The organism is Chitinispirillales bacterium, assembly GCA_031254455.1.
In the GTDB taxonomy this organism is placed as follows: Bacteria; Fibrobacterota; Chitinivibrionia; order Chitinivibrionales; family Chitinivibrionaceae; genus WRFX01.
Genome location: JAIRUI010000009.1, coordinates 1 through 12,989, shown reverse-complemented (window position 1 = coordinate 12,989; position 12,989 = coordinate 1). Strand labels below are relative to the sequence as shown.

The 12,989-nt window shown below is 43.1% G+C and carries 10 protein-coding genes; 1 reads left to right on the top strand and 9 read right to left on the bottom strand.

Features of this window, described 5'->3' with window-relative positions:
* Window positions 1-147: 147 nt before the first annotated feature.
* The 4 genes from LBH98_00590 to LBH98_00575 are packed head-to-tail and all read right to left on the bottom strand — an operon-like array spanning window position 148 to window position 4,638.
* The gene (locus LBH98_00590) at window positions 148-1,902 is read right to left on the bottom strand and encodes a [FeFe] hydrogenase, group A (GenBank protein ID MDR0303261.1); all 1,755 of its coding nucleotides are present in this window, start codon (window positions 1,900-1,902) and stop codon (window positions 148-150) included.
* A 15-nt stretch (window positions 1,903-1,917) separates the two neighbouring features.
* Window positions 1,918-3,735, bottom strand: a complete 1,818-nt coding sequence (locus tag LBH98_00585; protein MDR0303260.1) for an SLBB domain-containing protein — start codon at window positions 3,733-3,735, stop codon at window positions 1,918-1,920.
* A 17-nt stretch (window positions 3,736-3,752) separates the two neighbouring features.
* The gene (locus tag LBH98_00580; GenBank protein MDR0303259.1) at window positions 3,753-4,142 is read right to left on the bottom strand and encodes a hypothetical protein; all 390 of its coding nucleotides are present in this window, start codon (window positions 4,140-4,142) and stop codon (window positions 3,753-3,755) included.
* A gap of 10 nt (window positions 4,143-4,152) precedes the next feature.
* The gene (locus LBH98_00575; protein MDR0303258.1) at window positions 4,153-4,638 is read right to left on the bottom strand and encodes an NAD(P)H-dependent oxidoreductase subunit E; all 486 of its coding nucleotides are present in this window, start codon (window positions 4,636-4,638) and stop codon (window positions 4,153-4,155) included.
* Window positions 4,639-4,928: 290 nt separating this feature from the next.
* Between LBH98_00575 and LBH98_00570 the strand changes: the two genes are divergently transcribed.
* Window positions 4,929-6,092 carry an alcohol dehydrogenase catalytic domain-containing protein gene (locus tag LBH98_00570; protein ID MDR0303257.1) on the top strand — a complete coding sequence of 388 codons (1,164 nt, stop codon included), beginning with the start codon at window positions 4,929-4,931 and terminating at the stop codon, window positions 6,090-6,092.
* Here the strand turns inward: LBH98_00570 and LBH98_00565 are convergent.
* From LBH98_00565 to LBH98_00545, 5 genes are all read right to left on the bottom strand, one after another.
* A complete protein-coding gene (locus LBH98_00565) occupies window positions 6,071-8,089 on the bottom strand; it encodes a U32 family peptidase (GenBank protein MDR0303256.1) in 2,019 nt (672 codons plus the stop codon). The two genes, LBH98_00570 and LBH98_00565, sit on opposite strands and share 22 nt — an antisense overlap.
* A gap of 20 nt (window positions 8,090-8,109) precedes the next feature.
* The gene (gene purE / locus LBH98_00560) at window positions 8,110-8,568 is read right to left on the bottom strand and encodes a 5-(carboxyamino)imidazole ribonucleotide mutase (GenBank protein MDR0303255.1); all 459 of its coding nucleotides are present in this window, start codon (window positions 8,566-8,568) and stop codon (window positions 8,110-8,112) included.
* Window positions 8,569-8,665: 97 nt separating this feature from the next.
* Window positions 8,666-9,265: an NERD domain-containing protein gene (locus LBH98_00555; protein ID MDR0303254.1), complete on the bottom strand. Its 600-nt coding sequence runs from the start codon at window positions 9,263-9,265 to the stop codon at window positions 8,666-8,668.
* 125 nt (window positions 9,266-9,390) lie between these two features.
* Window positions 9,391-12,348: an MBG domain-containing protein gene (locus tag LBH98_00550; protein MDR0303253.1), complete on the bottom strand. Its 2,958-nt coding sequence runs from the start codon at window positions 12,346-12,348 to the stop codon at window positions 9,391-9,393.
* Between the two features lie 298 nt (window positions 12,349-12,646).
* Complete coding sequence (locus LBH98_00545) at window positions 12,647-12,793, bottom strand: hypothetical protein (GenBank protein ID MDR0303252.1); 147 nt, start codon at window positions 12,791-12,793, stop codon at window positions 12,647-12,649.
* Between the last annotated feature and the right edge of the window lie 196 nt (window positions 12,794-12,989).

Here is a 12,989-nt window from a genome sequence, read left to right as displayed (position 1 = left end):
GTTAGATGTGGTGTTCAGCGGATTTATTTTTCTGGCAATGTGTATTGACGCCCTGTTTAGTGTGAACACAATGTAAAACACTGCAAACAAAACAACAGCGGAGACAGAAATTACTCTACCTCCGCTGTTTAATCATAAAAACTACCTTTATCTATTGTAAAGCGGTCGTTTTTCGTACGTTCTATGAAGCAGTTCGTGCGATTTATGCGAATTTGGTTCACCCAAAAAGTCTTTGTATGCGCTTTGAACCTCAGGATTATGGTGCGAACAGCGAATTTTTGAAATTTCATCGTCCTTGTACATTCCCGTCGTTCTTTTTGCACGGACTTCGTCGGTAGCGCCTTGCGGCTGCCCTCCCCCGCCGATGCATCCGCCTCGGCAAGCCATAACTTCAATGAAATGATACGGAAGCTCTTTGCCCGCCTTTTTCGCTTCGCGGACTTCGTTAAGTACAGTTTCTATATTTACCATCCCATGAGCTACGGCAATACGGACTTTTTTCCCATCTACGTCAAGTTGCGCAGATTTTACGCCGTCCATACCCCTCGGAGCGTCAAATTCGACTTTAGGAAGCTCTTTACCAGAAACTTTCGCGACAACGGTTCTCAAAGCCGCTTCCATAACTCCACCAGTAACGCCGAAAATCGTTCCAGCGCCGGTATAAGTTCCAAGAAGCGAATCAACTTCTTCCTCTTTAAGCGAAAGAATATCAATTCCAGCCTGTTTAATCATTCGCGCCAACTCGCGCGTCGTAATAGCGATATCAACGTCCGGCGAACCTTTTACCGCCGAACTCATATCGTCATTCGCTTGAACTTCAAACTTTTTTGCGGTACAAGGCATAATGCTTACGACGACTATATTTTTCGGGTCGATTCCCGCTTTTTGCGCGTAATATGTCTTAATCATCGCCCCTTCCATTTGCTGAGGCGATTTGCAAGTAGAGAAATTTGGAATCAAATCGTTTGCGTATTTTTCCATATAATCTACCCACGCCGGACAGCACGAAGTTATAAGAGGAAGTTCTTGCGGCGCTTGCGTAAAACGATGAATAAATTCCGTTCCCTCTTCCATAATTGTGAGGTCAGCCGCAAAGTTTGTGTCGAAAACCTTGTCAAATCCCAAACGGCGAAGCGCCGAATATATTTTCCCCGTAAGCAACTGTCCGGATTCTAATCCAAACGCCTCACCTACAGCAACTCTTACCGCCGGAGCAATCTGTACTACACAGTGCTTTTGCGGGTCGGACAAAGCTTCAAACACTTTCGCGGTTTCGTCTTTCTCATAAATTGCGCCGACAGGGCAATGAGCCGAACATTGTCCGCATTTGATGCATGGAGAATCCGCCAATTTTACATCGGCGGCAGGAGCGAGACGAGTATTTTCGCCCCTTCCTATAAATTCTAAAGCATAAACTCCCTGCATTTGCTGGCAAACCAAAACGCAACGCCCGCATTTAATACATTTTTCAGGATTAAGCACGATTGAAGTCGTAGAATCATCTTTGGGAAGCGGAACAAAATCCGTCTTAAACGGCTGTTCTCGAATACCGAAATCCGCCGCGAGCGTTTGCAATTCGCAATTTCCGCTTCTGCCGCAATGCAAACAATCATTTGGATGATTACTCAAAATCAACTGCAATACCGCTTTTCTTGCTTCTACAAGTTCCGCATCGCGAGTAATATATTCTTTGCCGTTTTCCACCGGAGCGGCGCACGCTCTCATAAGTTTCGGTGAACCTTTCATTTTTACAACACAAATTCCGCAGGCAGCCCACGCTTTCAAATCGGGATGATAGCACAATGCCGGAATTTTTACTCCTACTTTTTTTGCTGCGTTAAGAATGCTCGTATCATCCGGGACACAAACATCAATACCGTCTATCTTACAGGTAATCGCCATTATTTTTACTCCTTCTTATAACTTAACAACCGATTTGAATTTACAAGCCGTCAAACACTCACCGCATTTGACACATTTATTTATGTCGATAAAATACGGCGGTTTCTTTTTACCCGGAAGCGGCTCGCAATTCTCAGGTATTATCGCATTCGCAGGACATTTTTTAGCACAAACACCGCAACCGATACACGTATCACGGACAATACTGAACGACAACAATTTCTTACATTTGCCGGCAGGACACTTTTTATCTTTTATATGCGCAAGTAATTCTTCCCAAAAAAGATTTATAATCGACAATACCGGATTAGGCGTCGTCTGCCCCAAAGCACAGAGAGACGAACGGCGCATAGCGGTAGAAATTTCTTTGATTTTATCAATGTCGCTCATTTCACCCTTACCGTCAACTATTTTGTCGAGAATATTGAGTAACTTTCTTCCGCCAATACGACAAGGAGAACATTTCCCGCAGCTTTCGTCAACCGAGAAATCAAGATAAAACCGAACAATATCCACAATACAATCGTCTTCGTTCATAACAATCATACCGCCGGAACCCATCATTGAACCAGCCGAGACAAGATTGTCAAAATCAATCGGCGTATCAAGTTTATCCGCAGTCAAAACTCCGCCCGAAGGACCGCCTGTTTGAACCGCCTTAAATTTTTTGCCGTTTTTAATTCCGCCGCCGACATCATAAATAATTTCACGAAGCGTTGTTCCCATCGGCACTTCAACGAGTCCTGAATTTTTGATTTTACCGGTAAGAGCGAACACTTTCGTCCCTTTTGACTTTTCCGTTCCGACACTTGCAAACCAATTCCCGCCTTTAAGAATAATCATAGGAATGTTCGCGTATGTTTCAACATTATTAATCAAAGTCGGTTTGCCCCAAAGTCCTTTAACCGCAGGAAACGGCGGACGAGGTTTCGGTATTCCGCGTTCACCTTCAATGGAAGCGATCAAAGCGGTTTCTTCGCCGCAGACAAACGCTCCTGCACCCAAACGAATTTCTATTTCGAAATCAAAACCGGTTCCCAAAATATCTTTACCGAGCAATCCGTATTCGTGCGCCTGTTTCATTGCGACTTCCAATCGATGAATAGCCAGCGGATATTCTGCGCGAATATACACAAAACCCTGAGATGCGCCGATCGCTTTTGCACCGATGGTCATAGCCTCAATGACACTGTGCGGATCACCCTCAATTGTACTTCTGTCCATATACGCACCAGGGTCGCCTTCGTCCGCATTGCAAACGATATATTTAACGTCGGACTGCGCCTGTTTTGTGAAATTCCACTTCATCCAAGTCGGAAATCCCGCACCGCCGCGTCCGCGCAAACCGGAAATTTTAAGTTCTTCAATAATTTGGTCGGGCGTCATTTCGGTAAGCGCTTTCGCCAAACCTTGATAACCTTCACGACCGATATATTCTTCAATATCTTCAGGATTTATAAATCCGCAATTTCTCAAAACGATACGATACTGTTTCTGATAAAACCTCATATCGTCTATTTTGCCGCGCTCCTGTACATCCTGACCGTCTTCACTGTAGTGCAATCGCTCAACAATACGACCTTTAATAATATGTTCCTTAATCAATTCTTCGGCGTCTGACGGTTTTACATGAACATAAAACGCCTCTTCCGGAAGAATTTTAACAATCGGGCCTTTTTCGCAGAAACCAAAACATCCGGTTTTAACAATCTGCACGTCGTTTTCTACACCTAGTTCCTTTGCTTTTTTTATCAATTCATGATAAATTTCTTCGCCGGTATTAGCATTACAACCGGTTCCGCCGCAAACCAAACAATAATTTTTATACGCCATTATTTTTCACCTTTCAATTACTGTGCGATAATGTCGCGTGACGGGTTATCAAAAACATATTCGCTTACTAATTTTTTACCGATAATATGCTCTTTTACAATTCTTCGGGCAATTTCCGCCGATACGTTATTGTAAATAGTGTCAGGCATTTGCGGAGCGGTAACCCTGACCGTCGGCTCGACAGAACAAAATCCCATACAACCGGTTTGTTTTACCATTACGTCGGAAATATTGCTTTTATCAAGTTCGTCAACGAATGCCGAAAACGTCTCTTTTGCTCCGGCGGCGATTCCACAAGTTCCCATTCCTACAATAATCTGAACATCCTTATCCGTGTCGCGACGAGTCATTTCTTTATTTTTTTCATCGCGGATTTTTTTAAGGTCTGCAAGTGTTAACTTAGCCATAACTTTCTCCTCAATTTACTTCATCGTTTTGATATGGGGCGATAATTTCCGCAATCCTGTCGGAGGTTACGCTCCCGAATACTTTTCCGTCAATCGTCATCACAGGAGCAAGCCCGCAGCAACCTATACATCTAACCGCATCTACACTAAATTTCTCGTCAGCAGACACTTCACCCGATTTGCACCCGATAATAGCGTCAATTTCATCAAGAAGCCCTTGCGCCCCTTTAAGATAACACGCGGTTCCCATACACACGGCAATTTTGTGTTTACCGGGTTTTTTGAGAGAGAACAAATGATAAAACGTAGCGACTCCGTAGATTTTTGCAAGAGGCGTTTCCAGTATTTTTGACACCTCAACCGCCACCTCGTGCGGTATATACCCGTAATGTTCCTGAACCTTGTGAAGCACCATAATAAGATTGCCGGGTTTGATTTTCCATTCTTTAATAAATTCAATCAAATCCTGCGGCATTGGAAGCAGAGCATCCGCCATCTCACACCCTCCGTTCTTTAATTGTTTGTAATAATAGCAACATATTGATAAATATAATTTATTCCCTTGACAATTTGCTTAAAAACCTGATTTTTTTCAATTTATCCGGCAAATAAAGATAATGGCATGACAAACAAATTCGGCTATGGCATGGTGTACAAAATATTATATTATACTATAATAAGTGAAAAGAAACGAAAGAGGAAAGAACATACGTTTTTGTTCGCAAAACGTATGGAAAGTTTCAAAACCGCTTAGAAAAACATTATTATTTAAAAATAGCGTATATTATGGAATCAGATGCAATAAGATTATATGGGAAGCGTGATTTACGTCGCGAAACGATATATATTTCGCCGCCGAAAGAACACGAAATTCTCGCAGACGTAATTTGTTGCGCAGTTTGCGCTTCTTGCTGCAAGGTCGCACAACTAGGACAGGAACACAACAGAGTTCCCAAAAATCTTTTGCAAAATCCGGTAATTTTGGGACACGAGTTTTGCGCAAAAGTAAGCGCTGTAGGCGACGGAGTAGATAAAACGCTTGTCGGTAAGAGCATTATCGTTCAACCGATGGTATATGAAACCGGATTTGAGTGGCAGGCTATGGGACATTCCTTTGGCGAAACCGGCGGATATGCGACTAAAATAAAGATTCCCAAACAATTTTATGAGAACGGCGCAATTATAGAATTTTCAGGGAAAGGATTTTACAAGGCGGCACTTGCAGAACCGCTCGGTTGCATAATTGCAGCTTTTAGAACGCAGTACCACACAAAACAAGAAAGTTTCAAGCCTATTTACGGAAATAAACCCGAAGGAACCACTATATTTTTGGGCGGCGCCGGGAATATGGGAAAACTTGCCGTGCAATTGTGGAGAGAAAAATCGCATAAATTCGCAAAACTTTTGATTTACGACAGAAATCCGGAAAAACTTAAATCAATGTGTGAAATAATAAAAAACGACGGCAGGATAAAAACGTATTCTTCGCAAGATGAAAATTTTGTCCGCTCTCTTGCCGGAACCATCGACGATGTAGTAGTTTTTGCCCCTTCGCGCGATTTGGTAGATTTGGGAATGTTACTTTTGTCGTTTGACGGCTGCTTGAATTTTTTTGCCGGACCTTTTGAAAAAGAATTTAACGTTCCCATAAACTTTCACAACATTCATTATCAACGCCACCATATTGTAGGAAGTTCGGGAGCCTCGGGCGAAGATATTCGCAGAGCGCTGCAACTAATTGAAAACAATTCAATCGACCCGTCGCTGATAGTCAGCCACATCGGCGGACTTGGATGCGTTGCGGAGATTGTCGGAAATTTCGCGGCGTTCGGAGGAGGAAAGAAACTGATTTATCCGCAAATTGCCCTTCCAATCACGGTAGTAGATTCATGGTCGGAGAAAAAAGAGAACGAATTGTTAACCAACTGTTATTTCAATCCGCCCTTGTGATTAAACAAAACACTGCCGCTTATACGGTTTCTGCGTTCATAACTTGTCAAAACGTTTCTGAAAAGCGTCGTATCGCCTGGCGGGAAAAACGAAAAATCCAAGACGAATTTTTTTATCCCTAATTCCGACAATTTATCAACCCTGTGAGTTAATCCCAAAACGTCTCCGCTTAAAAGATAGGAACAATTATCTTTAATTTTTATAAAGAATCTTTCGTTCATTGAGTCGCAAACCAATTTCCCATCCTGTAAAACCGGTTTTATACGCGAAACAAAAAGCGGAATTTTCATAAAAATACAAAAAAGCCCGTCATTGTTTCCGTTTCGTTTCAGATTTAAAATATCGTCTTCCGGCGAGTACGAAAACCCGTAAAATCCATAGTCTTCAAGCATTTTCTGCGTATATCTGTTAATAGTCCAAAGCGGATAGTCGGCATAAATTTTATCGTCTTTTCCAAAAAATTCTTTGTCGCCCAAATTTGAAATCATAAATTTTGAAATTCCGTTTTTTTTATAATTTTCAACTGCGCTTTTCCAAAATGAAATATCGCCTTGGGGAATAAACTGCGGAAGAGCGATAATAATTTGAGAAACAAAGCCTTTCAATTTTTCTTTTGTAAAGTCAATTTCGTAAGTCGATTTTGATACACTCAAAATGTAATTCGCATTTTTGACGGATTTGAACTGTTTAATCCACTCTACGCTGTCGCCGCGTAAAAAAAGATGCGGTTTCCCGTTCGGATTTATATTTCTGTCAATTTCGGACATAATTTTTCCGGCTGGAATACCTTTTTTTACATCAAATTTTCGTGGATTTACATGAATTTTCCGTGTTTTCCACTGCTTAATCATCGGATTTTTTCGCGAAATAATAAAAAGTGCGCCATCGCTGTTTATCTTGAAATCCCCATCGACAATAAGTCGAATCAATTTGCTGTTTTCTTCGGCGATAACTTCTTCAACTTTTACTACCCCGCCTTCTTCACCGTCAACCGAATGAAAACGCAGACGGTCGCCGACTTGCGGAATTTCGCCGTCCGATTCCAAAATAATTCCTCTTTTGTCAATGCCTGCAATTTTCCCCGCATAATTTCCAGTTCCCGCCTGACGAGCCGCCGAAACTACCGCGGTAGAATTTTCTCCATTCAACAAAAAAGTACATTTTTGCCGTCCAAAATCGTGTGAAAGCCGTTCTTTCGCCGTTTCCAAATCAATTTTCTCATCAATAAAATCGCGATACGCGCTTACCACAGAATAAACGTATTCGGCGCCTTTCATTCGTCCTTCGATTTTCAGCGATGAAATTCCTATGTTTTGATATTCTTCCAAAAAGTCGATAGCCCAAAAATCTTTCGGTGAAAAATAAAATCCTTTTTTTTGCGGCGTTTCGCTGTAAAACCTTCGACAAGCTTGTGTGCAATGTCCGCGATTTCCGCTTGCGCCGCCCAAATACGACGACGCCAAACATCGACCGGAAATAGAATAACACAACGCTCCATGCACAAAGAGTTCAATTTCACACACGGTTTTATTTTTGATTTTTCTTATTTCCGAAAGCGTAAGTTCTCTTGCGGGCACTACCCGAGAAATGCCGAAATCCTGCGCAAATTTCACTTGCATACTATTGTGAATCGCCATTTGCGTACTTGCATGCAACGGAATTTCGCTGAAATACTTTTTCAACATCGCCGCCATTCCCCAATCCTGAATTATCAGCGCGTCGGGCTTCAATTGCTTCAAAATCGTGCAGTCGTTTATAAAAAGCGGTATTTCACCGTCTTTTACCAGCGTATTCATAGTAATATAAACTTTTACGCCTTTTTTCTGAGCGTACGGAATCACATACGAAAGCGTCTGTGCGGTAAAATTCTTCTGTCTTTGGCGCGCGTTAAAATTTCCAAGCCCCAAATAAACAGCATCCGCTCCGCCGTCAAGCGCCGCGTGAAACGCCTCAATCGTTCCGCAAGGCGCAAGAAGTTCGATTTTTTTGTTTTGCATTAAAAATTATTCCAAAAAGATTATTCCGAATCATCGCCGAATTTTTTACGAAATTCCTTCAGTTTGTTTTTCAAACCGTCGTTTGCCGTCGCCAAAACCTGTACAGCCAAAAGCGCCGCGTTTTTTCCGTTTCCGATTCCGACGCACGCTACGGGAATACCCGCAGGCATTTGAACTATAGAATACAGCGCGTCCTGTCCCTGCATAGGACCGCCGTCTCCAGGCACCCCTATTACCGGTAAAGCCGTTAAACTTGCGACCACTCCCGGCAGATGTGCGGCAAGCCCGGCTATCGCAATCACGACGCCGAAACCGTTTTTCTCAAGATTTTTCGCAAATTTTTTGATTTTTACAGGATGTCTGTGCGCCGAAATCACCGACAATTCGTATTCGACGCCAAACTCTTTAAATATCTCTTCTACTTTATCCGAAATATGGTTATCGGATTGTGAACCCATAACAATCGCCGCTTTTAACATAAAAATTCCTTTCGTTTTCCAACTTTCCTGCATTCTTATTTTATCGTTCCTTTAATTATTTCTATCGGATTTAATTTGTCGTATTCCGCAACAGTTCTCAATAAACCTTCAAGTCTCTATCGTCTATTTCTACCGCGTCGCCGACTTGACGGATTATTCCTATACCGTAAACTTTCGCTTCTTTAACTACGCTTTCGTCAAACGAAAAACCCGCCGCTCCAAGATATAATTTGTAATTCTCATAGATAGGGAAGTATTCACGAAACTGTGACACTTTATTTAACGCTATTTCTTTAATAAAATCCGGATGTATTCTGTTTTTCGCTTCAATAATCGCAACTGATTCGCCGTTAACCAAAACAATGTCAAATTCCGCTGATTTCCCCTTTCTACTATATTTCAAATTAGGGAGCATATAATAATACGTTTCTTTTCCAAAAGATAATTTCTTTTCAAATACGGTTTGAAAATACTGTTCTGCGTGATAACCGATATTATTGTTAACCCTGTTCACTATTTCGTTAAGTCTGTCCAATTTCTCATCAATTTTCTTTGAACGTTTTTCGCTTTCTTCTGCGATTTTCTTTTGTTGCTCCCTCAACTCGGCAAAACCTTTGGCGTTTTCTTTAATCTGATCTCTTGCCTCTGCTTGCCGCTTAATCAAGTCCTGTAACAACATTTCCGTTTCTTTTTCCATTTATTATCTACCAGATTTAATAAACTAATAAATACTACACCGCCAAATATACCATCCGCCGAAAAACAAAAGCGGGACGTATTTCTACATCCCGCTCATCATAAACTATCAAGATAACCGCTTAATTATCTCTTCACACCCAACTTCTTAGAATACATTTTCGCAACTCCCTTAACGTTCTTCGCTTCGGCTACCACCAAGTAACTCCCGTTGGCCACATTTCTGCCCGCATTGTTCGTTAAGTTCCATGTAACGCTGTTGCCGTGCTCACTTCTCTCAAACACTACGTTGCCGATGTTGTCGTAAACTACCACCTTCACTTCCGAGACTCTCTCGCCATTGGGAAGCGTTACGGAAATATCCGCCGTCTGCGACACAATATTCGATACTATACCGCCCTGAAGTGCTTTGATACCGCTGTTAGCGTCGCCTTTGTCGGCATTCTTAAAGATTGATGTTTTGCCGTCGCTCTTGAACGTCGCCTTCACCGTTACCGCATTTGCAGGCATATTAAACGCCGTCATAATCGCCGACGCATTGTCAAGCGTTATTCCACCGTTTACAACTTCCCAAGCGTCAAATACATATCCGGCGCCCGCTGTCGCAGTAAGTGTTATCGTCGTGCCTGCCGCTGCCGAATTGGCACTGGTGTTTGCCGTGCCTGTGCCGTCGTTTTGAACGGTTATCACGTATTCGTTTACCGGAAGATTCTTAAACGTTGCCGTTACCGTTACCGCTTTTGCAAGCATTGCAAAGGTTGTGCTTGCCGAAGTTGCATTGGCAAATATCACACCGTCATTGCTTGTCCATTTGTCAAACACCTTGCCTGCCGGAGCGGTCGCCGCCGTAATTGCTACTGCGTCGCCCTGTGCCGCAACAGTCTTGTTTGCAGTACCGCTGTTTACGCTTACCGCAAAGGTAGGTCCGCCGTAACCGCCGTCGTCAAGCGTTCTTATCGCCGTCGATGACGCTGTTCCAGTCTTATAGTTGCCATTCTCCTGAGAACGGGCAAAGAAGTAGTAAATGGTGTTTTGCGACAAGTCGCCGAATGTCAAACCCGTCTGCCAACCTTCTGCGGGAGCCGTTTCTATCGTGCTATACGAATACTCGATAGACTGTCCGCTTATCGGAGTCAATACCGGATTGATTTTTACGCTTGTCTGCGTTCTGTTTTCTGCCGAAGGAGCCGCAACCGCAACGCCGTTTGCCTTACCTATAACATAAGTTCCAAGTGCGACACCCATTGCCGAGCCGTAGTAATCTCCCTCCGCAACGTCCGCGCTGACCAGATAACTTCCTGCGTTGACGGGCGTGCTTGTTACTCCGTTATATTTAACGGTAATCGTGCCTACGCCAGACGCTCCGGTTACGTTTCCGATTCCCTGAGCAGTGCCGTTATATACTTTTCCTGCGGGGATGGCAAAGGTCAGATTAGCCATAGCAGCCGCGCGTTTGTTTACCGCCACTTCGGGAACTTCTATAAAGCCTGTATTCGCTCCGTTGGCATAGTCTATACCGTCCGAATGATCGCCCTTATCCCATGAAGCAGCCGCAGTAAGAGGAAGTTTAACTATGTCGAGTGCGTCGCCGCGCAAATATGAGCGCGCGCTCTTTTCCGCGTCAAAGGCGATTACCGTGCCTGTGCCCGTAGGTTCGGTGAAATTCGGGCTGTCTATAACGTTACGCAAGCCTCTTATCTGGCTTCCGTAAGCAAAAACCGTACCACCGGTAATATTAGACGAACTGCCGTTACCCGTATTAGAAATAGCCAAGCCCGTTGTCGCCTCGACTCTTCCGCCGCTGACCGTTACCACGCTTTTGTCGCCGTGAGTATAGATCGCCGTGCCGGAAGTCGTTTTTATTTCGCCGCCGCTGACCGTTACTTTAGAGTTTGTTCCAGAAAGAAATATTGCACTGCCACTGGTAAAGTCCATTTTTGCCTGCCCTTTTACCTCTACCGCCACGTCTGAGCCGTTGCCGGAAATTCCTGAAGCAGAACCGCCGCCGCTTACGCTGCAATTGCCTTCAAGCGTTACCTTGCTTTTTTGTCCGGTTACGCTAATTGCATTGCCCGAGTTGACAAATACCGTTGCTTTGTCTTTAATGTTTACGTTGCCGTCTGCCATAAGGGCTCCGGCGCCTGCCGACGGTACACCGTCAATCTCGGCATTGCCGCTTACGCTTATGTCTTTGGAAGAACTTACCGTTCCCGTTACTCTGCCGCCTTGAATGTCAACGGATTCTAACGATGATATCGCTCCCGTTACCCCGCCCTTTACAATAACTTTGTTGGTCGCGATGTTGTTGAAATTAACACCGCTTGTAACAGTTCCGCCGTTTATGTTTATGGTGACATTGTCGCTGGATTGACTATAAAAGCCATAAATGGTTCCACCGTTTATATTATAAACACCGCCGCTGCTGTAAATATATATAATACTTGTTCCAACAGTTCCGCCGTTAAAGTTATAAACACAGCCGGCAGTGGTATTACTGCCAATACCGTAAATACTTCCGCCGTTTATTTCAAAACTTTTGCAGGCGCCTATTGATACCCTGCGATAATCTCCGGTGTAATTACCGCTATTAACAACTATTGCGTTAGTTGCGGTTGTCATCAACATGTAATTAGCATCATTTCTTTGACTATACAAAGTACCGCCGTTAAGTATAAGTTTTACGTTTCCGTTTACAATTAATGGGTAATAAGTATCATTACGATTATATGAAATGATTCCGCCGTCTGCCAGTTCAAATGTTCCATCGCCGTTTACGGTGAACATTTGAATACTTTGTGTAGCGGTAGAAATACTCGCCTTCCAGATAACATAAACGCCTGCGGGAATAGTGATGCTTTGCGCTGTCGTAGGATTAAAAGTTCCCGTAACCGTAACAGTGTCGCCGGATACCGGAGTACCGAAAGCCGTTTGCAGCGCCGTTGCGGTGGCTGCTGGCAAACCGGTAATACTTACGGTTTTTTGTGCCGCCCACGAGGCAGTTGTCAGGCATAAGCCTAAGATTGCGGTAAGCGTCGCCGCTTTTGTGGTGTTGAGAACTCCTGTTCTCTTTTTGTTTTTGTTCATAACGAACCTCCTAGAAAAATTGTAATATTGTGTAACCATGTATCCATTTCTATCTTTCCCGTCGTTGCAAGCGCACTCTTTCATCATTGCAAACTTTTCTTTTCCGTCATTGCGAGCGTTAGCGAAGCAATCAAATTGTCCACATTCCGCTTTGCTGTCTTCTGGTTTGCTTCGTCGCTTTTGCTCCTCGCAATGACAGTAAATGCGTGTATCGTCATTTTATTTTCCCCAACGCCAACCCCTGCGAAATTCCCCCAAGGGAATTTGCCAATCAATTATCGATTGCGGGAAGTAAAATTTACAGCACCACTATTTTACAGAATTTTTTGCGCTCGGGTATAATACCCTTTAAAGCGATAAATCGCTGGGCGCAAAATCTTGTAAGAAACATCCAAAACGTCCCCGCTATTTTATACACTTTCGCATATTTATCTATTTTAAACATTTTTTTCTCTTTTGCTTTTTTAATTATCTTCTTAATTTTGCGAATATAAGCGCAAAACGCAAAAAATCTAAAGGTATTGTATATTTCTATATGAAATTTTTGTGAACGGAGATTTGTAAATCTTAAGAAAGTATAAAACAAATTTGAAATATAATTTCGAAAAATTATGATATTAAAGTAAGTTGATTTTTTGACT